Origin of the sequence: Amycolatopsis sp. cmx-11-51 (genome assembly GCF_047608665.1) — a bacterium.
In the GTDB taxonomy this organism is placed as follows: domain Bacteria; phylum Actinomycetota; class Actinomycetes; order Mycobacteriales; family Pseudonocardiaceae; genus Amycolatopsis.
In genome coordinates this window covers 305,540-328,772 of sequence record NZ_JADNQO010000001.1, presented here as the reverse complement: position 1 = coordinate 328,772, position 23,233 = coordinate 305,540, and the positions used below count along the sequence as shown (strand labels likewise).

General features: G+C 68.2%; 26 protein-coding genes. 7 read left to right on the top strand and 19 right to left on the bottom strand.

What is annotated here, in order from left to right; genetic code table 11:
- Positions 1–47: 47 nt before the first annotated feature.
- Complete coding sequence (locus ACM6LU_RS01600; protein WP_414935778.1) at positions 48–239, bottom strand: ferredoxin; 192 nt, start codon at positions 237–239, stop codon at positions 48–50.
- 8 nt (positions 240–247) lie between these two features.
- Complete coding sequence (locus ACM6LU_RS01595) at positions 248–1,462, bottom strand: cytochrome P450 (RefSeq protein WP_414935777.1); 1,215 nt, start codon at positions 1,460–1,462, stop codon at positions 248–250.
- 218 nt (positions 1,463–1,680) lie between these two features.
- Between ACM6LU_RS01595 and ACM6LU_RS01590 the strand changes: the two genes are divergently transcribed.
- Positions 1,681–2,319: a TetR/AcrR family transcriptional regulator gene (locus tag ACM6LU_RS01590; protein WP_414935776.1), complete on the top strand. Its 639-nt coding sequence runs from the start codon at positions 1,681–1,683 to the stop codon at positions 2,317–2,319.
- Between the two features lie 113 nt (positions 2,320–2,432).
- Here ACM6LU_RS01590 and ACM6LU_RS01585 read toward each other — a convergent pair whose 3' ends face one another.
- Genes ACM6LU_RS01585 through ACM6LU_RS01565 form a run of 5 tightly spaced genes read right to left on the bottom strand, consistent with a single transcriptional unit; the run spans position 2,433 to position 7,511 of the window.
- The gene (locus ACM6LU_RS01585) at positions 2,433–3,299 is read right to left on the bottom strand and encodes an aldehyde dehydrogenase family protein (protein ID WP_414935775.1); all 867 of its coding nucleotides are present in this window, start codon (positions 3,297–3,299) and stop codon (positions 2,433–2,435) included.
- Positions 3,292–4,725, bottom strand: a complete 1,434-nt coding sequence (locus ACM6LU_RS01580) for an aldehyde dehydrogenase family protein (protein ID WP_414935774.1) — start codon at positions 4,723–4,725, stop codon at positions 3,292–3,294. Before ACM6LU_RS01580 ends, ACM6LU_RS01585 begins: the two co-directional genes overlap by 8 nt.
- Before the next feature lie 3 nt (positions 4,726–4,728).
- Positions 4,729–5,703, bottom strand: coding sequence for a deoxyribose-phosphate aldolase (gene deoC / locus ACM6LU_RS01575; protein WP_414935773.1), 975 nt, complete (start codon positions 5,701–5,703; stop codon positions 4,729–4,731).
- Between the two features lie 19 nt (positions 5,704–5,722).
- Entirely contained in the window at positions 5,723–6,880 is a 1,158-nt protein-coding gene (locus ACM6LU_RS01570) for a serine hydrolase domain-containing protein (protein WP_414935772.1), read from the bottom strand.
- Between the two features lie 22 nt (positions 6,881–6,902).
- Positions 6,903–7,511, bottom strand: coding sequence for a DUF1707 SHOCT-like domain-containing protein (locus tag ACM6LU_RS01565; protein ID WP_414937054.1), 609 nt, complete (start codon positions 7,509–7,511; stop codon positions 6,903–6,905).
- A gap of 105 nt (positions 7,512–7,616) precedes the next feature.
- Between ACM6LU_RS01565 and ACM6LU_RS01560 the strand changes: the two genes are divergently transcribed.
- Entirely contained in the window at positions 7,617–8,060 is a 444-nt protein-coding gene (locus tag ACM6LU_RS01560; protein WP_414935771.1) for a protein tyrosine phosphatase, read from the top strand.
- Between the two features lie 18 nt (positions 8,061–8,078).
- Positions 8,079–8,702, top strand: coding sequence for a uracil phosphoribosyltransferase (gene upp / locus ACM6LU_RS01555; RefSeq protein ID WP_414935770.1), 624 nt, complete (start codon positions 8,079–8,081; stop codon positions 8,700–8,702).
- A gap of 395 nt (positions 8,703–9,097) precedes the next feature.
- Here upp and ACM6LU_RS01550 read toward each other — a convergent pair whose 3' ends face one another.
- Positions 9,098–9,691, bottom strand: a complete 594-nt coding sequence (locus ACM6LU_RS01550) for a TetR/AcrR family transcriptional regulator (protein WP_414935769.1) — start codon at positions 9,689–9,691, stop codon at positions 9,098–9,100.
- Between the two features lie 84 nt (positions 9,692–9,775).
- Here ACM6LU_RS01550 and ACM6LU_RS01545 point away from each other — a divergent pair, with 84 nt between their 5' ends.
- From ACM6LU_RS01545 to ACM6LU_RS01535, 3 genes are read left to right on the top strand one after another with little or no spacing between them, the layout of a single operon-like run.
- The gene (locus ACM6LU_RS01545) at positions 9,776–10,177 is read left to right on the top strand and encodes a MerR family transcriptional regulator (protein WP_414935768.1); all 402 of its coding nucleotides are present in this window, start codon (positions 9,776–9,778) and stop codon (positions 10,175–10,177) included.
- A complete protein-coding gene (locus tag ACM6LU_RS01540; RefSeq protein WP_414935767.1) occupies positions 10,174–11,157 on the top strand; it encodes an aldo/keto reductase in 984 nt (327 codons plus the stop codon). The genes ACM6LU_RS01545 and ACM6LU_RS01540 overlap by 4 nt, the downstream gene beginning before the upstream one ends.
- A 25-nt stretch (positions 11,158–11,182) precedes the next feature.
- Positions 11,183–12,184 (top strand): aldo/keto reductase, encoded by a 1,002-nt coding sequence (locus ACM6LU_RS01535; protein ID WP_414935766.1) that lies wholly within the window; start codon positions 11,183–11,185, stop codon positions 12,182–12,184.
- A gap of 48 nt (positions 12,185–12,232) precedes the next feature.
- Here ACM6LU_RS01535 and hisS read toward each other — a convergent pair whose 3' ends face one another.
- The 11 genes from hisS to ACM6LU_RS01480 all read right to left on the bottom strand — a co-directional run bounded on the left by hisS (position 12,233) and on the right by ACM6LU_RS01480 (position 22,409).
- Positions 12,233–13,519: a histidine--tRNA ligase gene (gene hisS, locus ACM6LU_RS01530; RefSeq protein WP_414935765.1), complete on the bottom strand. Its 1,287-nt coding sequence runs from the start codon at positions 13,517–13,519 to the stop codon at positions 12,233–12,235.
- Positions 13,520–13,555: 36 nt separating this feature from the next.
- On the bottom strand, positions 13,556–13,945 hold the full coding sequence (locus tag ACM6LU_RS01525) for a hypothetical protein (RefSeq protein WP_414935764.1): 390 nt from the start codon (positions 13,943–13,945) through the stop codon (positions 13,556–13,558).
- An 84-nt stretch (positions 13,946–14,029) separates the two neighbouring features.
- On the bottom strand, positions 14,030–15,214 hold the full coding sequence (locus tag ACM6LU_RS01520; RefSeq protein WP_414935763.1) for an amidohydrolase family protein: 1,185 nt from the start codon (positions 15,212–15,214) through the stop codon (positions 14,030–14,032).
- Positions 15,211–16,344, bottom strand: a complete 1,134-nt coding sequence (locus ACM6LU_RS01515; RefSeq protein ID WP_414937053.1) for an MAB_1171c family putative transporter — start codon at positions 16,342–16,344, stop codon at positions 15,211–15,213. Before ACM6LU_RS01515 ends, ACM6LU_RS01520 begins: the two co-directional genes overlap by 4 nt.
- Entirely contained in the window at positions 16,341–16,862 is a 522-nt protein-coding gene (locus ACM6LU_RS01510) for a hypothetical protein (RefSeq protein ID WP_414935762.1), read from the bottom strand. The genes ACM6LU_RS01515 and ACM6LU_RS01510 overlap by 4 nt, the downstream gene beginning before the upstream one ends.
- Positions 16,859–17,251 (bottom strand): helix-turn-helix domain-containing protein, encoded by a 393-nt coding sequence (locus ACM6LU_RS01505; protein ID WP_414935761.1) that lies wholly within the window; start codon positions 17,249–17,251, stop codon positions 16,859–16,861. Before ACM6LU_RS01505 ends, ACM6LU_RS01510 begins: the two co-directional genes overlap by 4 nt.
- A gap of 391 nt (positions 17,252–17,642) precedes the next feature.
- Positions 17,643–18,095 (bottom strand): flavodoxin family protein, encoded by a 453-nt coding sequence (locus tag ACM6LU_RS01500; RefSeq protein ID WP_414935760.1) that lies wholly within the window; start codon positions 18,093–18,095, stop codon positions 17,643–17,645.
- 4 nt (positions 18,096–18,099) lie between these two features.
- Positions 18,100–19,737, bottom strand: a complete 1,638-nt coding sequence (locus ACM6LU_RS01495) for a phospho-sugar mutase (protein ID WP_414935759.1) — start codon at positions 19,735–19,737, stop codon at positions 18,100–18,102.
- Positions 19,738–20,228: 491 nt separating this feature from the next.
- Positions 20,229–21,014, bottom strand: coding sequence for a purine-nucleoside phosphorylase (locus ACM6LU_RS01490; RefSeq protein ID WP_414935758.1), 786 nt, complete (start codon positions 21,012–21,014; stop codon positions 20,229–20,231).
- The gene (locus ACM6LU_RS01485) at positions 21,007–21,438 is read right to left on the bottom strand and encodes an ABA4-like family protein (protein WP_414935757.1); all 432 of its coding nucleotides are present in this window, start codon (positions 21,436–21,438) and stop codon (positions 21,007–21,009) included. Before ACM6LU_RS01485 ends, ACM6LU_RS01490 begins: the two co-directional genes overlap by 8 nt.
- Positions 21,435–22,409, bottom strand: coding sequence for a hypothetical protein (locus ACM6LU_RS01480; protein ID WP_414935756.1), 975 nt, complete (start codon positions 22,407–22,409; stop codon positions 21,435–21,437). Before ACM6LU_RS01480 ends, ACM6LU_RS01485 begins: the two co-directional genes overlap by 4 nt.
- A 120-nt stretch (positions 22,410–22,529) precedes the next feature.
- Between ACM6LU_RS01480 and ACM6LU_RS01475 the strand changes: the two genes are divergently transcribed.
- Entirely contained in the window at positions 22,530–23,171 is a 642-nt protein-coding gene (locus ACM6LU_RS01475) for a MerR family transcriptional regulator (protein WP_414935755.1), read from the top strand.
- Positions 23,172–23,233 lie beyond the last annotated feature (62 nt).

The following is a 23,233-nucleotide window of genomic DNA, read 5'->3' as shown; positions in this document are numbered from 1 at the left end:
CCAGAGTCCCTCAAGGTGGCCTTCACGGACTCGGAACAGCCACTCACTTAAGCGAGCGAGAGCGCCTGACCAGGGCAGATATGCACGGCCGTGCGCGCGTTCTCCTGTGCGTCGCCTTCGGGCTCCGCGTTCAGCACGATGACCGTCCCGTCGTCCTCGCTCTGATCGAACAGATCGGGGTCGGTGAGCACGCACTGGCCCGCGCCCACACACCTCCCGGTGTCCGCGATGATCTTCATGGATCCTCCTACCAGGTGACCGGAAGGGCGTGGAGGCCGTAGATCGACGAGTCGTGCTTGAACTGCAGTTCGTCGACCGGAACGGCGATCCGGATGCCCGGAATACGCTTGAACAGCGTATCGAAAACGATCTGGAGTTCCATCCGCGCGAGGTTCTGGCCGAGGCACTGGTGCACCCCGAACCCGAACGCGACGTGGTGCCGTGCGCCACGCTCGATGTCGAAGTCGTCGGGGTTCTCGAACCCGTCCGGATCGTGGTTGCCGGCGTTGCTCAGGCCGACGACCCCGTCACCGGCGCGGATGAGCGTGCCGCCGATCTCGACGTCGGTCGTGGCGAAGCGTGAGGTCGCTATCTCCGCGATGGTAAAGACCCTCAGCAGCTCCTCGATCGCGGGGAGGGTCTTGTCCGGGTCCGCCTTGATCTTCGCCAGCTGATCGGGGTTCTCCAGCAGGGTCACCGTGCCGAGCGAGATCATGTTCGCCGTCGTCTCGTGGCCGGCGATGAGCAGCAGAAACGCCAAGCTGACGAGTTCGCCGTGGTCTTCCTCGCCCGATTCCCGCTGCTTCAGGATCTGGCGGCCGATGAGGTCGTCTTCGGTGGGGTTCGCTTCTTTCTTGGTTACGAGTTCGTCGAGATAGCTCTCGAGCTGCTCGAACGCCGACTGCCTTTCCTCGGGGGAGACCTCACGGTTCAGCATCTTGGAACTGCGGGCCTGGAAGAAATCGTGGTCCGAATAGGGGACGCCGAGCAGTTCGCAGATCACCAGCGACGGAACCGGCAGGGAAAGCGCCTGTACCAGATCGGCGGGTTTGGGGCCCGCGAGCAGGGCGTCGATATGCTCGTCGACGATCTGCTGGATGCGCGGCTGCAGCGCCTTCATGCGTTTGACCGTGAATTCCCCGACGACGTCACGCCGGGCTCGGCTGTGCTCCGGCGGGTCCATCGAGATGAGAGACGGGCGGAACGGCTTGTCTTCACGCCGGATCTGCCGTGTGACCATCAACGGGAACGACGGATTCAGCCGGTCGGAGCTGAAATGCGGGCTGCTCAGCATTTCGCGGATGTCTTCGAGCCGGGTGAGTGCCCAAGCCGTCTGCCCGGAAGGCAGACCGACCCGGGAAATCGGGCTTTCCTCGCGAAGTTTCTTGTATTCCGGCGGCGGTGAAAACGGGCAAGTGCGTTCCAGCGGCAAGGTGGCGGTGGTTTCCTCGACGTCGGTCATCGGGTTTGTCCTTCCCCAGCATGTCGGGTGGGTTCGGGCGATATCGGAAAGTGGGCCCCAAAATGTATGCGGATGGTTTTATTCCGCTTATGTCATCCAAGGTACTCAAGTGGAGGCAGGTCGTCCACTCGCGAAGGGGTGGTTCTCCGGGAAGCGTGAAGGGCGCGCGCGTACGTGCGAGAATCACGGCGCCGAAGCACCCTTGAGAGGCGAGGATCATGACAGCCGACCCCGAGACCCGCTTGCGTGCCGACGCGCGCCGGAACCGGGATCAGATCCTGGCCGCCGCGAGAGTCATCTTCGCCGCTCAGGGCCCCGAGGTCCCGATGGAGGAGATCGCGCGCTCGGCGGGCGTCGGCGTTGGCACCCTCTACCGGCGCTTCCCGGACCGGGACGCGTTGATCCGGGCGGTCGCCGTCGACAACTTCGATCGGGTTCTCAGGGACGCGAAGGCCGCGAAGGACCAGGAGTCCTCCGACTGGGACGCCCTGATCCGGCTCTTGCACCAGTCGATGGAGCTGCAGCTGAGCATTCAGCTCGCGATGGTGTCGCCTCGCGCGCTGGCGATCCTCACCGGCGACCCCGCGATCAAGGCCCTGCGCGACGAGTTGCTGCTGGTGATGGACGCCTTCGTGCGGGGAGCGCAGGCGGAGGGACGGCTCCGCACGGACGTCGCGACCGGTGACGTGGCGATCCTGTTCGCGACCGTGCTGCGGCAGATGCCGGGCAAGGGCGAGGAGGTCGCGCGGATGGCGACCCGGCGGTGCATCGGGATCATGATCGACGGCCTGCGGGCCGCGGGCTCGAACGAGCCGCTTCCGGGCCGGGCCCTGACCGGCGCCGACCTGCACCCGTAAAGCGGCCGCAACCAGAGGACTAAACGCGACGAGGTGCCTGGCGCCGGAACGCGTTTAGTCCTCTGGTTGCGATCCACACGGACCGCAACTAGAGGACTAATTGCGCCAGGGGGTCAGACGCCCAGCGGGTGCCAGACGGTCTTCGCTTCCAGGTACCGCCGCAGTCGCGCGATGTCGGCGTCGGCCGTCCAGTCCGGCTCGGCGTCCGAGACGGACAGGACGCGCTTCACGGTGCCCGCGGCGTCTCGCGCCAGGTCGGCACGGGCCGAAGGCTCGGCGCCGGTCGGGTCGAGGGCGTTGACGTCCGCGTGCGACGCCAGCCACGGGCCCAGCTCCGACGCCCGTCCGGTCAGGATGTTCGCCACGCCACCGGGCAGGTCGGACGTCGCCAGGACCTCCGACAGGGTGATCGCGGGCAGCGGTCGCTCCGCACTGGAGACGACCACGGCGGTCGAGCCCGTCGCCAGCACCGGGGCCAGCACACTCACCAGGCCCAGCAGCGACGACTGCTGCGGCGCGAGCACGCCGACGACACCGGTCGGTTCGGGGACCGTGAAGGAGAAGTACGGGCCCGCGACGGGATTGGCCGCGCCGAGGACGGTCACGATCTTGTCCGTCCAGCCCGCGTACCAGACCCAGCGATCGATCGAAGCGTCCACAAGGGACTGAGCCTTCTTCGCCGCCACGCCTTCGGACGCCGAAACCTCCGCGACGAACTGCTCGCGACGGCCTTCCAGCATCTCCGCCACCCGGTACAGCACCTGGCCACGGTTGTAGGCCGTCGCCGCTGACCAGCCGCCGAATGCTTTGCGGGCGGCGGAAACCGCGTCGCGGACGTCCTTGCGGGACGCGTGCGAGGCGTTGGCCAGGAACTTGCCCTTGGCGTCGGTGACCGGGTACACCCGGCCCGACTCCGAGCGCGGGAACTTGCCGCCGACGTAGAGCTTGTAGGTCTTCGCCACCGAAATACGGTCAGACATCGAGGTAGGCCTCCAGTCCGGTGCGTCCGCCTTCGCGGCCGAAACCCGACTCCTGGTAGCCGCCGAACGGCGCGGCGGGATCGAAGCGGTTGAACGTGTTGGCCCAGACGACACCGGCGCGGAGCTGGTTCGCCATCCACAGGATGCGCGAGCCCTTCTCGGTCCAGATACCGGCGGAGAGCCCATACGGCGTGTTGTTCGCCTTGGTCACGGCCTCGTCCGGCGTGCGGAACGTCAGCACCGACAGCACCGGCCCGAAGATCTCCTCGCGGGCGATGCGCATCGACTGCTGGACATCCGAGAACACCGTGGGAGCGAAGAAAAAACCGCGTTCCGGCACCGGGCACGGGCTGGTCCAGCGCTCCGCGCCTTCGGCGTCGCCGGATTCCACCAGTCCCTTGATCTTCGCGAGCTGCTCGGCGGAGTTGATCGCGCCGATGTCGGTGTTCTTGTCGAGCGGGTCGCCCAGCCGCAGGGTCGAGACGCGGTAGCGGAGCTTTTCGAGCACCTCGTCGGCGATCGACTCCTGCACCAGCAGACGCGAACCCGCGCAACAGACGTGGCCCTGGTTGAAGAAGATCCCGTTGACGATCCCCTCGACGGCTTGGTCCAGCGCGGCGTCGTCGAAGACGATGTTCGCGGCCTTGCCGCCCAGTTCCAGCGTGAGCTTCTTCGACGTGCCGGCGACCTGACGCTGAATGGCCTTGCCGACGTCGGTGGATCCGGTGAAGGCGACCTTGTCGACGTCGTCGTGGCCCACCAGCGCGGCGCCGATGTCACCGGCGCCGGGCAGGATGTTGACCACCCCGGGCGGGAGTTCCGCCTGCTGACAGATCTCCGCGAACACGAGCGCGGTCAACGGCGTGGTCTCCGCCGGTTTGAGCACCACGGTGTTGCCGGTGGCCAGCGCGGGTGCGATCTTCCAAGCCAGCATCAGCAGCGGGAAGTTCCACGGGATGACCTGGCCCGCGACACCGAGCGGCTTCGGGTTCGGGCCGTAGCCCGCGTAGTCGAGCTTGTCGGCCCAACCCGCGTGGTAGAAGAAGTGCGCGGCGGCCGTCGGCACGTCGGAGTCGCGCGATTCCTTGATCGGCTTGCCGTTGTCGAGGCTTTCCAGCACGGCCAGCTCCCGCGACCGCTCCTGGATCAGGCGTGCGATGCGGAACAGGTACTTGGCGCGTTCCGAGCCCGGCATCTTGGACCAGACGCCGGTGTACGCCTTGCGTGCGGCCTTGACCGCTTTGTCCACATCGGACACCGACGCGGTGCCGACCTCGGCGAGCACCTCTTCGGTGGCCGGGTTGATTGTCTTGAGCGGCTCGCCGGAGCCGTCCACGAACTCGCCGTTGACGAACGGCCGGTAGTGCGGTTTGAGGTTCGCGAGGTCGCGCGATTCGGGCGCGGGCGCGTACTCGAAGATGCCCATGGATCAGTCCACCGTCACGTAGTCGGGACCGCTGTAGTGGCCGTCGGCCTGGGTGCGGCGCTGCAGCAGGAGGTCGTTGAGCAGGCTGGACGCCCCGAACCGGAAGAGGTCCGGCGTCAGCCACTGCTCACCGGCGACCTCGTGCACCGCGACCAGGTACTTGATCGCGTCCTTGGTCGTCCGGATGCCACCGGCGGGTTTGACGCCACGCAGGTCACCGGTCTGGACGAACCAGTCGCGGACGGCCTGCAGCATCACGTGGGTGACCGGCAGCGTCGCGGCCGGCGAGACCTTGCCGGTGGAGGTCTTGATGAAGTCGCCGCCCGCCAGCAGCGCGAGCCAGGACGCGCGGCGCACGTTGTCGTAGGTGGCCAGTTCACCGGTCTCGAGGATGACCTTGAGGTGGGCGCTGCCACAGGCGGCCTTGATCGCCTGGATCTCCTCGAAGACCGCCAGGTAGCGGCCCTGAAGGAACGCGCCCCTGTCGATCACCATGTCGATCTCGGCGGCGCCGGCGTCGACGGCGATCTTGGTGTCGGCCAGCTTGATCTCGCGGCTCGTGCGGCCCGCCGGGAAGCCGGTGGCCACACTCGCGACGTGAATGCCGGTGCCGCGCAGCGCCTCGACAGCCGTCTCGACCATGTCCGGGTACACGCACACGGCCGCCACCCGCGGGGTGTCCGGGCGGTCCGGGTCCGGCCGCTTGGCCTTCGCCGCGAGCGCGCGGACCTTGCCCCGCGTGTCGGCGCCTTCGAGGGTCGTCAGGTCGACCATCGAGATGGCGGTGTCGATCGCCCAGAGCTTGGCGGACTTCTTGATGCTGCGTGTGCCGAGGCCCGCGGCCCGCTGCTCGACGCCGACCTGGTCGACACCGGGCAGCCCGTGCAGGAACCGGCGCAGGCTCGCCTCGTCGCGAGTCGCGTCCGTCAGCGGCGCCGGGGTGGCCGTCACCGCCGACGAGCTGGTCGTAGCTGTCATACCGGTGAGTGTAGGCGGCCTACAGGCTGGGCACCGGGGCCTGGGCGGTGGCCGGCGCGGGCAGCACCGGCGCGCAGAACTCGCTGATCATCGGCAGCTGGCGTTTGAGCGAGGCGTCCGGTGACGCGGTGAGGTCCACGGTGGCCAGCGTCGAGATGTTCTTGCCCGCGTCGTCACGGAAGCTGAGGGTGTTGAAGCCGGGCAGGTCGCCGCCGTGGCCCCAGATGGTGATGTCCTCCGCGCAGATGCCCGCGCTCTTGAGGTTCAGCTTCATCAGGCCGAGGCCGTACTCCATCCCACCCGCCGGGACCGTCTTCTTCATCTGCGCGAGGAGATCGGCCGGCAGCAGGCGGCCGCCGAGCAGCGCCTCGAAGAAGCGGTTGAGGTCGGCGCCCGAGGACACCACGCCGCCCGCGCCGAAGTAGCGTGAGTAGTTGTAAGTGGTGACGTCGGTGAGGCCGCGCGGGGCGTCGTACAGCTGCTCGTAGCCGCGGGCGGCCGGGCCGATCAGGAACGGGAAGTCGCGGGGGAGCGAGGTGTCGCGCAGGTGCAGCGGGCGGGCGATGCGCTCGTCCAGCACCCGTTCGAGCGGCTTGCGGGTGAGCTTCTCGACCAGCAGGCCGAGGACGTTGTAGCCGGTGTTGGAGTACGCCCAGTTCGTCCCCGGCTTGAACACCAGCGGCTGCTTCTTCGTGCTGAGGCGGATCTGGTCGTCGCTGTCGAAGTGCTGGAAGCGTTCGGTGTCGACCTCCGGCCCGGTCGCCCAGGAGTCCTCGGGAAGCAGGTCGCGGGGGAGGCCACTGGTGTGCTGCAGCAGCTGGCGGACGGTGATCGGTTCCGGATACGGCAGCAGCCCTGGCAGGTGGCGCTGGACAGGTTCGTCGAGTCCGACGCGCTTCTCGGCCGCCAGCTGCAGGACCAGCGTCGCGACGAAGACCTTGGACACGCTCGCGACCCGCCAGCGCCCGGAGGCGTCGGGTTTGCCGGGCCGCTCGATGCTCGCGACGCCGCTGACGCCTCGGAAATCGTCGGCGACCGCGACCATCCCCGGGATGCCGGCGGCGACCGCCGCGTCCATCGCGGTCTGGCGCGGATCGGTCTTCCCGACCGCCGCCGCCGGGAAGGCGGTGACGGAAAGCAGTGCGGCACAAGCGATGGCGACGAAACTTCGGCGCATCAGACGGTCCCCCCGGTTCGGTTCAGCCTTCGAGTTCAGGTACATCTCTGTTGCGTGGCTTTCGCTTGACGATGACGGCGCCCCAGAACGCCAGTCCGGTGATCTTCACCGTCGGGGCGGTCGGCGGCGCGGCGGGCGTACCGGCGCGGTCCTCCAGTTCGAAGGCCCCCATGAAGCCGATTCCGGTGACGTCCACGTTGATGTCGTCGGGCACGACGATGTCGATCCCGCCCATGATCGCGACCGCGGTGATCGTCGTGTTCTTCTCGGCGAAGCGCGCGTGCCGCAGGTCGATGTCGGTCCCGCCCCAGAACGCGAAACTGTTGTGCTGCGGCGGGACGACCCAGCTGCCCTTGCGGGACGCGCCGGACATGACGGCGATCGAGGCGCCGGAGCCCGGATGCCCGCCGATGCGGTCGTCGGGCAAACCGAGCGCGCGCGACGTCGCCGGCTGGATCGCCGAGCGGTTCCGCGGCAGGTCCGCGGTGACCGGTTCGAGGTCGCCGACGGTCTTGGCCGCGTAGACGATGGTGAGCCGTTCTTCCAGCTCGTTGATGGTGATGCGGCCCTCGGACATCGCCGCGTGCAGCACCTGCGCGACCTGCTCGCGGTCGGCGTCGGAGATGCGCATCTGTTCGGGTCCCGGCAGGGCGGACTCTTCGCTCACGCGCAGGAGCCTAGCGCCGCCGGGAGGGCCGGGCGTCCACCTTCCGGCCGACAATGGGATTCTGCCGTGATGGGGAACTCATTACCCGGCGCGATCACGCTGCCGGACGGTGTCGAGATTCGAGGACGAGGCCTGGGTCGTCCCTGGCCAGAGGGGCCTTCGCCGGACTTCGGGCTATATCTGGGTGGCGCGAAGCTGCGCCGGAAGCACGACCACAAGCTGGACTGGGACCACGAGTGGATCCGCTGGCCCGACTTCCTGCTCCCGATGGACCGGGAGGAGGCCCGGCAGCAGATCGTGGCCGCGCACGGGCGGGCCGCGGCGGGAGAGAACGTCGAGGTCGCCTGTTACGGCGGGGTCGGGCGGACCGGCACGGTGCTGTCCTGCCTGGCGACGCTCGGCGGGCTGAGCGCCGACGAGGCCGTGGCGTGGGCACGGGCGAACCACCACGAGCGTTCGGTGGAGACACCCTGGCAGCGCCGCTGGGTCGGCTGGTTCGCGCGGCAGGCGTGAGACGTTAAATTGACCGGCATGGATGTGCACGTCGTTGATCACCCGCTGGCCAAGGCCAGGCTCTCCACCATGCGCGACGCGCGCACCGACAGCGCCGCCTTCCGCGCGGCGCTGCACGAACTGACCGTCATGCTGGTCTACGAAGCCACCCGCGACATGCCCGTGCGCGTCGACCGGATCCACACGCCGGTGGCGCGCACCGACGGCTACGCGCTGGCGAGCCCGCCGCTGCTGGTGCCGGTCCTGCGGGCCGGGCTGGGGATGGCGGACCAGGCGCACAAGCTGATCCCCGACGCCCAGATGGGCTTCGTCGGGCTCGCCCGCGACGAGGAGACGCTCAAGCCGACGCCGTACCTGGAGTCGCTGCCCGAATCGCTCGCCGACCGGCCGGTGCTGGTGCTCGACCCGATGCTGGCGACCGGCGGCTCGATGGAGTACACGATCCGGCTGCTCACCGATCGCGGCGCCACCGACGTCACCGCGATCTGCGCGCTGGCCGCTCCCGAGGGAATCGAGCACCTCGGGAAGACCGGGCTGCCGGTGCGGGTGGTGACCGCGAGCGTCGACGAGCGGCTCAACGACTCCGGGTTCATCGTGCCGGGTCTCGGGGACGCGGGGGACCGGCAGTACGGGGCCGTTTGAGCGGACTCCGATCGCGTTTAGCCCGCTGAACGCGATCCGGGTGCGCGTGAGGGCCCTTTCCCGCCACTTCAGGGAGTACATGAAGGGGGCCTTCACGGAACTTGGCGCAAGGTCCCGGCAAAGTCGAGGTCTTGCGGGTTAGGCGGTTAGTCGTCGCTGCGGTCACACTGGTCGCGGAGTCTCCCTCCGGCACACGCCCGAGCGGGGAAGGTTTCGGACGTTCACCGTCCCGAATCTTCCCACTCGGCTCTTGCAGGCACCAGAAACGTCAAGCCCGGACTACCACCAGCGTCGCTGCGACTTTGCCGGGACCCTGGAGCTAGGCGCAAGGATGGGGGCCTTCATGTACTTGAGCAAGCGCGCGGCGTCGCGTTTAGCGGGCTAAACGCGAGCTGTCAGCGGCGCAGCCAGCCGGAGGCGTTCGCCCGCAGGGCCGTCTCGTAAGCGGTGCTCACGGTGTACGCGTCCGGCAGGTTCCCGTTCAGTTCCAGCGACACGAGGCCGTGCACGGTGCCCCAGCAGCTCACGACGATGACCTCGGGCGGCGCGCCGAGGAAAACGCCGTCCGCGACAGCGGTGCGGATCGTCTCCTCCAGCGGCGCCATCGTGGCGCGAGCCTGCTCGGACGTCTCCTCGGCCGGTTCGAAACCCGGCACCGACTTCGTGAACATGATCGCGTAGAGGTGCGGATCGGCCAGCGCGCTTTCCCGGTACGCGACGCCGAGGCGCACCAGGTCCTCGACCGGGTCGCCGCTCAGCGAGACCCCGGACATCCGGACGCCGAAGCGCCGGAAGCCCTCCGAGAAAAGCGCGCTGACAAGGTCTGTTTTCCCGCCGAAGAGTGAATAGACCGCGGTGGTGGACGTGCCGACGTCGGCGGCCAGTTTGCGGAGGCTGAGGGCCTTCGGGCCGTCGGCCGAGATGAGCTCACCGGCGCGGTCCAGCAGTTTCAGCCGGAGGTTCTCGTCGTGCGTCCTGGGGCGGGGCATGAGCAGAGCGTATCGCAACGCTGTTATCAATCGCTCGGATTCGGATTTGACCTGGAGTGCACTCCAGGTCGTACTGTCGTTCACATGAGCTACTCGATAGCGGAAGCCGCGCGACGTAGCGGGTTGTCCATCGACACCCTCAGGTACTACGAGCGCATCAAACTCGTCGAGCCTCCGGCGCGGGACGCCGCGGGGCGTCGCGCCTACAGCGACGACGACCTCGGATGGCTGGGGTTCCTGACCAAGCTGCGCTTGACCGGCATGCCCATCAAGCGCATGCGGGAGTACGCGTCGCTGCGCCACCACGGAGCGGCGAGCGCGGGACGGCGCAAGTCGATCCTCGTCGACCAGCGCACCTCGGTCGCCGACCGGATCGCCGAGTTGCAGGCCTGCCTCGACATCCTCGACTACAAGATCGACCACTACGACCAGGTGGAACGCAAGGTGCTCGGCACCGGTGTCACCATGGAGGGAATTTCAGCGTGATCAGCACCAGGAAGCTCGGCGGTCTGGAAGTCGGGGCGCAGGGGCTCGGCTGCATGGGAATGAGCGACGCCTACGGTGTCCGGAACGACGACACGGAGTCGATCGCGACCGTCCACCGCGCCCTCGAACTGGGTGTGACCCTGCTCGACACGGCGAACGTCTACGGCGGCGGCGAGAACGAGGAACTGGTCGGCCGGGCGATCGCAGGCAAACGGGACCAGGTCGTGCTGGCGACCAAGTTCGGCATCATCTGGACCGAAGACGGCGGGATGACCGCTCGCGGCGACGCGGCGTACGTCAAGCAGAGCTGCGAAGAGTCCTTGCGACGGCTGAACGTCGACCACATCGACCTCTACTACCAGCACCGCGTCGACCCGGACACGCCGGTCGAGGAGACCTGGGGCGCGCTCGCGGAGCTGGTGGAGGAGGGGAAGATCCGGTTCGCCGGGATCTCCGAAGCCGGCGCCGAGACGATCCGTCGCGCGCACGCCGTGCACCCGGTGACGGCGCTGCAGAGCGAATGGTCGCTGTGGACTCGCGGCATCGAGGGCGAGATCCTCTCGACCGTTCGTGAACTGGGGATCGGCGTCGTGCCTTTCTCGCCGCTCGGCCGCGGTTTCCTCACCGGCAGCGTGACGTCGGTGAAGGACCTGCCCGCGGACGACATGCGCCGCGGACTGCCGCGGTTCGCCGAGGGCAACGTCGAGCGCAACATGGCGATCGTCGAGGCGCTGCGTGCTTTGGCGGCGGAGAAGGGCGTCACCGCCGGACAGCTGGCGCTCGCGTGGGTGCAGTCGCGGGGTGGCGACGTCGTGCCGATCCCGGGCACCAAACGCCGTAAGTACCTCGAAGAGAACGCCGCCGCGGCGGAACTGGAACTGTCCGAAGTGGACATCGCGGCCATCGAAAAGGCGGCGCCCGTCGAGGCGATCGCCGGTGAGCGTTACCCGGAGCGGCTCGCTCGCGCCGCCGGCAAATAAGTCTCCGAAGAATGCGAGAGAAAACATGACGGGTTCAACCCTGCCCACCCGCGGTCTCGGCGCGCTGGAAGTCGGCGCGCAGGGGCTCGGCTGTATGGGCATGAGCGAGTTCTACGGCCAAGGTGACGACACCGAATCGGTCGCGACGATCCATCGCGCGATCGAGCTGGGTGTGACCCTGATCGACACGGCGGACATGTACGGCTTCGGCCGCAACGAGGAACTCGTCGGCCGCGCGCTGACAGGCAAGCGGGACAAGGTCGTGCTGGCCACCAAGTTCGGCATCGTCCGCGACGAGGCGGATCCCGGCAAGCGCGGGATCCGCGGCGACGAATTCTATGTGCGGCAACAGGTCGAAGCGTCGCTGCGGCGGCTGAACGTCGACCACATCGATCTGTACTACCAGCACCGTGTCGACCCGGACGTGCCGATCGAGGAGACCGTCGCCGCGCTGTCCTCACTGGTCGAGCAGGGGAAGGTCCGGCACATCGGGTTGTCGGAGGCCGGTCCGGAGACGATCCGGCGGGCGCACGCCGTGCATCCGGTGACGGCCGTGCAGACGGAATGGTCGTTGTGGTCGCGCGACATCGAGGACGAGGTCGTCCCGGTCTGCCGGGAGCTCGGCATCGGATTGGTGCCGTATTCCCCGCTGGGACGCGGTTTCCTCACCGGCCGCTTCAAGTCCAAAGAGGACTTCGCGGACGGCGACTTCCGGCAGACGACCCAGCCGCGGTTCGCCGATGGCAACCTGGAGCGGAACCTGGCGATCGTCGAGGCGCTGCGGGCGCTGGCCGAGCAGAAGGGTGTGACCGCGGGCCAGCTGGCGTTGGCGTGGGTGCAGGCCCAGGGTGAGGACGTCGTGCCGATTCCGGGGACGAAGCGGCGCAAGTACCTCGAAGAGAACGTCGCGGCCGTCGGGCTGAAGCTGACCGCCGAGGACGTGGCCGCGATCGAGGCGGCGGTACCCGCTGACGCGGTCGCGGGGGAGCGCTACCCCGAAGCGTCCATGCGAACGCTTTCGCGCTGAGTGAGACGAGGTCCGGCGCCGGGATCAACCCGGCGCCGGATTTCCGCGTCAGAGCAAAGAAGCGACGGTCGAGACCACGGCGTCGAGGGCGACGGTCTGCTGCTCGCGGGTCGCGAGACCGCGGACCGTCACGTTTCCGGCGTCCCAGTCCTCCTGGCCGACGATCACCACGGCCCGCGCTCCGGCCTTGTCGGCCCGGGTGAGTTCCTTGCCCAGCTTGCGGAGTTCGACGGGCGTGAGCGTGCGCAGACCGGCTTTCCGGAGCCGTCCCGCGACCTCACGTGCGGCGTCGGTGAGCTCTTCGACCACCGGGATCACCACGACATCGGCCTCGCTGCGCGGCTTCGGCGTCAGCTCGTGGGTGTCGAGGAAGTCGATCAGCGTGACGTCGCCCATGCCGAAGCCGATCCCGGGGATCTGCTGCGACGTGAACAACGACGCCAGGTCGCTGTACCGGCCGCCGCCGAAGAGGGCCCGGCGGTTCTCCGGAGAGGTGTCGAAGACCTCGAACACGGTCGACGTGTAGTACGCGAGCCCGCGCACGATCATCGGATCGAACGTGATCAGGTTCGCGGCGCCGCTGTTCAGCACCTTCACCAGGTTGGAGTTCTCCTTGACCTGCTCGGGCAGCTCGTCGAGCAGGGCCGCGCCGGACGACAGGGTCTCCGTCAGCTTCTCGAACTGCTTGCCGGTCAGCCCGATCTCGGCCGCGACGTCGCTCAGCTTCGTGCGGTCCGACTTCTCCCAGCGGTCCACCAGGGTGAACACCTGCGGCAACTGCTCCGCGGTCACGCCGACGATGTCGGTGAGCGCCGAAGAGAGCAGGTTCCGGTCGTTGGCGCGCACCTGGAACATGTCCGGGGTCGCGCCGAGCGCGCCCATCATGTCGTGGATCAGCTCGAAGATCTCGATCTCGCAGTTCGCGCTGTCCGAACCGAAGATGTCCGCGTTGATCTGCCAGTGCTCGCGGACCCGCCCACGCTGCGGCCGCTCGTAGCGGTGGCAGTTCGGGTGGCTGTACCAGCGCACCGGGAACTGCAGCGCTTTGGCGTTGCCCGCGATCATCCTGGCGACCGACGGTGTCATCTCCGGGCGCAGCGCCAGCCGCTCGCCACCCTTGGTGGTCAGCGTGTACAGCTGCTGGTCCGCGATCTCCTGACCGGACTTGCGCTCGTAGATCTCGGCGGGTTCGAGGATCGGGCCGTCGTAGCGGAGGAATCCCCGCAGTTCGAGCACGTCGTAGAGATGGCCGAACACCTGCGTCCGGACGGACATCTCGGCGGGCAGGAAGTCGCGGGTCCCCTTGGCGGGGGCTGTCGGCAGGTATTCAGGCACGTCAGCAAGCTTAACGAGCGGCCGTCAACGCTTTTGTCAGGGGAAGGCCACGCCGTACGCGGTGGTCAGGATCGCCGCCCCGAGCAGGACGGCCCCGGCGCTGGTGACCCGGCCGCCGAGCTTGCCCTTGCCCGGTGCCAGGTGCAGGAAGAAGCCACCCGACTGGGCGAGCACACCGAACAACAGGAGAAAGCACACGATCCACGACGCGGTGTCCGTGAGCCCGGTCTGCCCGAGGATCTGCAGCGCGACCAGCGCCAAGACCAGCAGGACACCGGCGTGGGCGTGGCCGGCGCGGAACATGGTCCGCTGGTGTTCGGTCAGTTTCCGGTCGCGCAGGACGCCCATCAAGGCGTATCCGCCGTACATCACCGTCGGCAGCGACACGAGCGCGATGACCGTGAACAGTCTGATCGGGCCTTCCATGGTTTTTCCCTTCGCTGTGGTGGCGAAGGCGACAATAACACCGTTTTAAAACGGTGTCACCAAACAGGCGGCCCCACTCTCGGGTCAGACCTGGGAGCCGCGCGCGAGGACGAGACGAAGGTTCCGGAGTGCGGAAAGGTCGGTGAGCGGGTCGCCGTCGACCACCAGGACGTCGGCGCTCAGTCCGGGGGCGAGCCGTCCGGTGACGTCGCCGAAGCCGAGTCCGGTGGCACTGTCCTCGGTCGCGATCTCCAGGATCCGGCGCTTGCCGAAGCCAAGCCATTCGTAGAGTTCGAGGGCGCCGACGGGGTCGTCGAAGACCGAACCGGGAAGCCCGGCGTCCGTCCCCGACAGGAGCGGGACGTCCAGTTCCTCCAGCCAGGACAGCCGGCCGTAGACGTTCTTCGCGAGTTCCTCACCCATGCGCTCGGCCAGTACGCGCCAGTTGCGGCTGCTCGTCGAGCACGCCGCGATGCCCTCGTCGGCCATCCGTTTGGCGACGCCGTCACGCCGGTCCTGCTGTTGTGGCCCGGTCATCCACGTGCAGTGTTCGATGGTGCGGACGCCGGCCTCGACCGACGCCTCGATCGCGTCGGCGCCGTGAGCGTGCGCCGCGACGGGAAGCCCGTGGCTCGCCGCGTGTTCGACGATCAACTGCAGTTGCCGGACGTCGAACTGCGACTCCCACATGTCCGCGCCGCCTTCGGTGATCTGGCCGCCGCTGGCCATCACCTTGATCACGTCCGCGCCGTCGGCCGCGTTGGCGTCGATGAGCGTGCGGATCACGCCGTCGCCGGTGACCTCACCGCCGAAGAAATGGCAGTGTCCCCTGGGCACGGTCAGCGGCGTGCCCGCGGTCAGCAGACGGGGAGCGGCGATCCTTTCAGCCGCCAGTTCCACCCGGACCCGTGCGCCGAGGGCGTCGCGGTCGCCGAGGTCTCGCACCGTCGTGACACCGCTGCGCAGCAACTGCCCCAAGCGGTCTTTGGCCCCGGCGCGGAGAGCGACGTCGTCACTCGCCAGGAAATTCGGGAGCATCTCGCGGGTGGCGTCGAAAGCCAGGTGCACATGGGCGTTGAAGAGGCCGGGCATCAGCGTCGCGCCGGGGAAGTCGAGTCTTTCAGCGTCCGGCGACGCCTGCGCGGTGACTTCGGCGCGCGGGCCCGCCGCGAGGATCCGGTCGCCCTCGACGAGCACGGCGCCGTCCTCGACGGGTGTGCTCGGGCGTGGCAGGATCCGGCTGGCGGTAAGGAGAAGCTGCAAGGTCATGCCCCGTTCCGGGATACCGCGGCCGAAAGCGCGAGCAACGGCCGCACGTCGGATTCGATGTCCGCGCCACCGCCGGGAAGCACGAGTTTCGCCCGCCCGTCGGTCTTCTCGCCCGCGGTTTGCCTGGCGATCGCCGTCTTCAGTGCCTCCGCCGCCGCGCTGGGGTCGTCGACGGCGAGCGAGGTGAGATCGGTTTCCAGGTAGGGGCTCAACTGCACGAGCCCGTCCCGGATCTCGATCACACGGCGGTAGTAATGGCGATGGATCGTGCGCGGACGCCACCGCTCCCACGATCCCTGCGGGGTGGTCCGGAGCACGATGTTCGGGTAGACCTCGGCGAGGGCGGTCCACAAGGGGGTGAGCCGTTCGTGGTGCAAGCGGTGCTGGCGACGGCGGCGCAGCGCGGCGAGCCGCGCGCGGACACCGGGATAGGTGATCCCCGCGAGGAAGAGCAAGATCCCGAGTAGCACCAGCGGGACGGCGACGGTGAGCAGAAGCGGCATCGACGGCCCCAACGCCCAGGCGATCACGATGTAGAGCGCGCGGATGACGCTGCCTGCGGCAAGGCAGATCAGTCCGGCGGCGCTGAGTTTCAACCCGGTCCGCAGGTGACGGTCCGCCGTGCGGATGTATCGGAAGATCCACCAGGCGCAGGCGGACAGGCCGTAGATCAGGTACAGCCCGGCCCCGAGGTAGAACAGTGCCACCCCGGACACGTGCACGATCTTCGGGCTCAGCGCGAGCCCGCGTGCTTCCGGCGGAGTGATGGCCATGGCCACCAGCATCAGCGCGATCGCGCCTGCCAGCGGAATCAGTTCGAAGAGGACCCGTCGTGGCCGGCGCGGGCCGAGCGCGGAGCCGAGGAAGACGATCAACAGCGCGCAGACCCCGAAGGCGAGCATGACGTTGTTGACGAGGCGGCCGGTGCCCCTGCCGGTCAGGCCGTCGAGCCAGCCGGAGATGACTTTCTGCTGGGCGAGGAAGGAACCGGCGACGCAGACGATCGTGATGGTGATCGCCCAGTTGGACAGCACCCGCGGCGCCCGGTACGTCTGATAGATCCGCCAGGCGAGCGCTGTCGCGAACAGTGTCATCGCCACGAGGTTGAGAGGGGAGAACAGCGAGTTCACAGCCACCCTTGATGGTCGCCCAGCGCGCCTTGGACACGGCGGACGTCATCGTCGTCGGCGCGACGGGGAATCGTGTAGTTCAAGACCGACGCCCATTCGAGGATGATCGTCGCCACGGTCTCGGCTTCCCATTCGTGCGCCTCATCGTAGGAGGTGCGGCGTAAAGCGCGGTGTACGGCGTCGCCGTCGAGCCCGGGTGCGGGGCCGCGCAGGAAGTCGGCCGGTTCGGCGTCGCCGCCGGGATGGTGGTCGGCGAGCATATGCCCGAGTTCGTGCAGGACGATGTGATCCTGGTGGGACTTCGTGGTCTCCTGCTGGAAGAAGATGTAGTCCGCCGACGAGGTGGCGATCCAGCAGCCGAACGGGCCGGGCACCTCCAGCGGATACGGCATCAACCGGATCGGCCTGCCACGCCGCTCGCCGAGCCGCTCGCAGAGCACGCCGACGTCGAGCGGCGGTTCGATGTCGAGGCTGTTCAACATCTTTCGGCAGCGTTTGCGGAGTTCGCGTTCCTTCATCGGTTTTCACCCGGCTGCTCGCGTTCGGCCCGTTCGTACCGTTCGACGAGTTCCAGCAGATCCATGACCTGACGACGGCCCTGCGGGGAAAGCTCCTGCGCGCGCATGGCCATGAGCTTCGCCTCTCCGATGGGGTGCGGTTCCTGGTCTTCGAAGAAGTAGGTGATCGGGACCCCGAAAAGTCTCGCGAGCGCTTCGACGTAGTGGATCTTCGGATTGATCCGTTTGCCGGTGGCGAGCTGCTGCAGGTACGCGGGTGACATGGCGGGCCCGCCGGCGCGATCGATCGCCGCGGACAGTTCGCGATAGCTGTGCGGTGCACCTTCGTCCGCGCGCACCGAGTCGATCAACGCGCTCAGTTTTTGGGCGAAGGTCTGGTGCGGCGACATGGCCCCCCGTTCGTTCCATGGTCCCGTTCTGTAGTTGAAGTGTAACGCGATTCTGTCTGTCCGCAGCTGTTGACAGCCTATGTATGCAGTGGTTTACAGTTGTCAAGCGGTTTCGTACCGTGTCCGGGCCTCTTGCTCCGGAATCCGTGCCCTGGGGGTGTACGGAGAACGGAGTGAGAGGCGTTTTTCCAGGCGGGTGCACAAGATCGTGCTTGATGTAGTACGCTTGGGTAGCCAAGGTTGATCGCCATCACGGCGAACCCTTGGTCTAGGCCTGTTGCCGGAGGTCGACCCCCAGGGCTTCCGGTAACAGGCCCCTTTACTTTTCCACTTTCGGCGGCTGGTTCGTGTCGCCAACTACCGCAACTAGAGGACTAATTGCGGCGGTGGGTCAGGCCATGAGGGTGGCCGCGAGGGTGCCACCCAGTTCGAAACAAGCCTCCAGTTCCTCTTTGCCCGGTTTTCCGGTGACGAGGACCGGGGAAGCCGCGCGCTCCCAGCCGAGACCGGTGGTGATGCCCTCGATTCCGCGCACGGTCCCGGTGGTGTCGCCGCCGCCGTGCACGAAGAAACCGAACGGCCGCCCTCGCGTGGAATCCAGGCACGGGTAATAGACGGTGTCGAAGAAATGCTTCAGCGCCCCGGACATGTAGCCGAGATTCGCCGGGGTGCCGAGCAGGTAGCCGTCCGCGTCGAGGACGTCGGGCACGGTCGCGCCCAGCGCCGGACGGCGTACGACCTCGACGCCCTCGATATCCGGATGTTTCGCGCCGGAGAGGACGGCTTCGAACATCTCCTGCGTCGAGGGCGAGGGCGTGTGGTGGACGATCAGCAACTTGGCCATGGCGTCAGGCCAGACGGGACTCGAGGTCGGCCCGGAGCGCGGCCAGCTTGGTGTCCGCGGCGACGCGCGCCTCGGCGAGGTCTCCGGAAACCGGCTGCTTCACCTGCAGGTACGCCTTCAGCTTCGGCTCGGTTCCGGACGGTCTGATCACGACGCGCAGGCCCTCTCCGGTCAGCCGCAGCACGTCGGCGTCGGGCAGGAGATCCTCCATCGTGACGTCGATGCCGCCCAGCGACGCCGGGGGAGCGGCGCGCAGGCCCGCCATCAGCTTCTCCCGTACCGACAGGTCGGTGACCCGCAGCGAGACCTGATCCGTCACGTGTACCCCGTGTTTCACGGCCAGTTCGTCGAGGACGTCCAGTGGGCCGCGGCCCGACGCGCGCAGCGAAGCGGTCAGTCCCGCGGCGAACACGGCGGCGGCGATGCCGTCCTTGTCACGCACGAAACCGGGATTGACGCAGAGACCGAGCGCCTCTTCGTAGGCGAACACGAGCCCATCGCCCGCGCGAACCAGCCATTTGAACCCGGTCAACGTCTCCGCGTAGCGCGCTCCGAAATCCTTCGCGACTTCGCCGAGCATCGACGACGACACGATCGTGGTCGCCACGAGCGGATCAATGGAGTCCACAGTGGACAGAATGTGCCAGCCGAGGAGGACGCCGGTTTCGTCGCCCCGCAGCATCCGCCACGAACCGTCCCGTTCGCGCACGCCCAGCGCGCACCGGTCGGCGTCGGGGTCGAGCGCGATCGCCAGATCGGCGTCCACTTCGGACGCCAGCGCGAGCAAAAGGTCCGTCGCGCCCGGTTCCTCCGGGTTCGGGAAGGCGACCGTCGGGAAGTCGGGATCCGGCGTGGACTGCTCGGCCACCAAGCTCAGCTCGGTGAAACCGGCGCGGTCGAAGGCGGCACGCAGGGTTTCCGCGCCGACGCCGTGCAACGCTGTCGCGGCGACCTTGACCCCGCGTTCCGGGCCGCGTGGCAGAACGGCGACCTTGGCGAGATAGGCGTCCCGGAGTTCGTCGCCCAGCACCTCGGCGCCCGGCTCGCGCGGGACGCTGATGGCCGGGGGAGCGGCTTCGATGGCGCGTTCGATCTGGCCGTCCGAAGGCGGGACGATCTGGCCGCCCGTCGCGTCGTAAAGCTTGTAGCCGTTGTCGGCGGGGGGATTGTGCGACGCGGTGATCTGGATGCCCGCGACGGCGCCGAGTTCCAGCACGGCGAACGCGAGCACCGGCGTCGGCAGCGGCCCTGGCAGCACCTTCACCGCGAATCCGGCGGCTGAGAGCACCTCGGCGGCGGCCCTGGCGAACGCTTCCGAACCGTGTCGCGCGTCGCGGCCGACCACCACGACCCCGCCCGGATGTCCTTGCGCGGTCAGCCAGGCCGCGACTCCGGCCGTCGTTCGGGTGACGACCGCGACGTTCATCCCCTGGGGTCCCGCGCGCACCGGGCCGCGCAGCCCGGCGGTGCCGAACTCGAGCGGGCCCGCCATCCGATCCGCGAGTTCGTCCGCCGCACCGGCTTCCCCGCCCATCGCGCGGGCGAGGATGTTCTGCAGCTCCACACGGGAATCGTCGTCCGGATCGTCGGCGATCCAGCGGAACGCCCGATCCCGGAGCTCCGGGGTCAAGGAAGTCGTCACCGAGTCAGCCTACGGGTACGTTGGAGAAGGTGCGATTGATCTTCACTTCCCTGGGTCGGTCATGATCATCTGCTACCGCTCGCCGTCGCCGCGCGCGACGTCCTGATTCGCCACCGGTGAGGACATACGCCCGGTCGTCGAAAAGGCGGGTGTGGCCACGGAAAGCGCCGGTTTCGGAATGCGCGAGGCGTTCGCCTCGTTCTTCGGGCCCGATGCTCAACCCCGTGCCATCGATGCCCCACCCGAGTCGTTCTATCCCGTCATCGGGCAAGTGTTCGGAAACGTCCTGCCGCGGTGGTTCGTCCACGAACGCCGAAGCCGTCGTCGTGGCCGGGGTGGGTGCACAGCTGACCGGCGCTGAGGACGCCCTTTTCGAGCAGTCGCGAAAGCTGCTCGCCGTCGAGGTCGCGCAGCGGCTTCCCGGGTTCGCAGGTCGAGAAGTACGGAAAGGCCCCCGGCTCAGGTGAGCCGAGGCCTTTCGCATGGGTATGTCAGGCGCGGGCGACGAGTTCCTTCAGCAGGGTGCCCATCCGCGTCGCCGACTGGCGGCCCGCTTCGAGCACCTCTTCGTGGTTCAGCGGTTCCCCGGTCATCCCGGCCGCCAGGTTGGTCACCAGCGAGAGCCCGAAGACCTCGATCCCGGCGGCGCGGGCGGCGATGGCCTCCAGCACCGTCGACATGCCGACGAGGTCGGCGCCGAGCGTCCGCAGCATGTGGATCTCCGCCGGAGTCTCGAAATGCGGCCCGGTCAGTCCCGCGTAAACACCCTCTTCCAGCGAGGGGTCGATTTCGCGCGCGATGTCGCGCAGCCGCTTCGAGTAGAGATCCGTCAGGTCGACGAAGTTCGCGCCGACGATCGGCGAGCGCGCGGTCAGGTTCAGGTGGTCGGAGATCAGCACCGGTTGCCCGACGCGGAAACCCTCGCGCAGACCGCCCGCCGCGTTGGTCAGCAGCACCGTCTTGGCGCCCGCGGCCGCGGCGGTGCGCACGTTGTGCACGACCGGGTCGATGCCCTTGCCCTCGTAGAAGTGTGTGCGGCCCAGCATGATCAGCGCGCGCTTTTCGCCGACGCGGACCGACCGGGCGGTCCCCCCGTGCCCGACCGCGCCCGGCGCGACGAAGCCGGGCAGTTCGCCCAGCGGGATCTCCGCCGCCGGCTCCCCGATGACGTCCGCCGCGGGGCGCCAGCCCGAACCGAGCACGACGGCGATGTCGTGCTTCTCGACGCCGGTGCGTTCGGCGATGGCGGCGGCCGCCGCGACCTCGTTCTCACTCATGCGACGAGCGTATCCGGACACTTCGCACGAGCAGGAACGCCACCAGCCCGAACGGGGACAGGAAGATCGTGAGCGCCAGGATCGGGCCCGTCACCAGCGGGTGGATGCGGTGCTCGCGGGATTCGAGGTACATCCACCGCGCGATGAACAGGTCGAAGGCGATCAGGTGGGCCCAGATCGCGGCCGCCCCGTACGGCGAACCGGTGAACGCGCTGAGCACGTCCAGATCGGGCCTGCTCACCGCCGTCCACAGCTCGCCGAGATGCGGGATGGCGAGCGCGAAGTACGGGATCAGCGGCAGCAGCGGCACCCACGGTGAGGACATGATCCGGCGGGTCCACGACCAGCCCGGCAGGAAGATCATCAGCAGCCAGAACGGCGCGGCCGACGGGAAGGTCCAGGTGAACAGGGTCTCGGCGGTCATCGAAGGGAGTACTCCAGCTCTCGGTCCTTCGCCTGCCGCCCGACCGCGATTAGCCCGCTAACGGCGACGCCGGCGATGAGCAGGGCGAGGGCCGTCAGGGTCTGGCCGTCGGGGGCGACGATGGACTGGCCGCGCAGCGCCTGCCAGGTGAGCAGGGCGAGAAGCCCCGCGTAGCCGATGCCGGCGACCACGACCAGCCGCAGCCGGACGACGTCGTCGCGAAGCCGCGGGTACCGCGCGGCCAGGACGCCAAGGGCGAGCGCGAGCAGCGGAAGCGCCTGAAGTCCGTGCAGGCCGAGGAAATGCGGGATCCGGAGGTCGCCGCCGACCGTGCTCCAGCCGAGGATCGGCAGGCCGGGACCGCCGTCGGGGAGGCCGACGGTATGCGCGCCGATCATCGCGGACTGGCCGGTCGCGTCGAGCACGGCCTGCTGGTCCGGGGTGGGGCTGCTCATCAGCGTCGCCAGCGAGATCCCGATCATGCCGAGAACCGCGCCGATCCGGGCGGCCCACGTCGTCGCGCGGTCGGGGAGCCGCGTGAACATGACGGCGATCGTCAGTACGAGGTTCACCACCCACAGCACGGCGATCATCCCGCCCATGACCTGGAAGATCGTGTTGTCCAGCGGGGTCGCGTTGTTGAAGTGGCTCGCGCGGACGCGGACGGCCTGGAACACCACCAGCGCGTACTCGGCCGCGAAGATCACGACGAGGACGTTCACCAGCCAGTTCGTGGTCCGCCGGAACTTGGGCAGCAGTGAGACGAGCCAGCTCCAGGTGAAGAAGTAGAGCGCGGCGGAGACGGCGAATTTGAACGGTTTCGCCCAGAGCGGCGCGCCGTTCAGTGTCCGCTGGTCGATCAGCATGGCCAGCACGCACAGCACGGTGATCACGGCGAACGCCTGGGCCAGGCGATACGAACCCCGGTGCCAGGTGCGGGTTCTCTCGCGGAGATCGGTCAAGATGGTCATGGGTCCCTCCCAGAATGGATAGTCATGCTCTCCGTTATGGGAAGTTAAACTATCCATCCTGAGAAGTCTTCAGGGACGACCCTGGAACCGGCCCCGAGATCGGAGTGACAACGCGTGCGGATGGCGGAACTGAGCGAAAAAGCCGGGGTCCCGGTCGCCACGATCAAGTACTACCTGCGGGAAGGGCTGCTCCCGCCGGGTGAGCGGACCAGCCCCAATCAGGCGAAGTACGGCGACGGGCACATCCAGCGGATCAAGCTGATCAGGGCGCTGATGGACGTCGGCGGGCTCGCGCTCACGACGGTCGGCGAGGTGCTCGCCGCGGTCGACGCCGGGGGAGCCGATCCCCACCGCGTCCTCGGCATCGCGCAGCAGGGCATCACGACCGCCAAGCAGATCGTCGACGACGAAGCCCGGAACTGGGCGCTCACCACGGTCCGGGAGCTGGCGGAGCGCCGGAACTGGCCCTGCAAGGACGACGACGATCCGGTCATCCAGGCCCTGGTCGGCGTCCTGTGCGCGATCCGGGAGGTCGGGCATGGCTGGTACCTCGACAAACTCGACGGCTACGCCGAGATCGCCGACCGGATCGCCGACCTGGACCTCGAAGGCATCGCCGGGGTCGAGTCGCTGGAGCGCATCGTCGAGATCGCCGTCGTGGAGACCGTTCTCGGCGACAGGCTGCTTTCGGTGCTGCGGAGGCTGGCGCAGCAGCGGGCTTCGAAGGCGCACTTCGCGCGGCCCACCGTCGACGAAGAGTGACTGCGCGGCGGGGGCTGAAGGGGACTTTCCCCTCGTCTCACGCGGCGAAGGGCGCTTTCCCC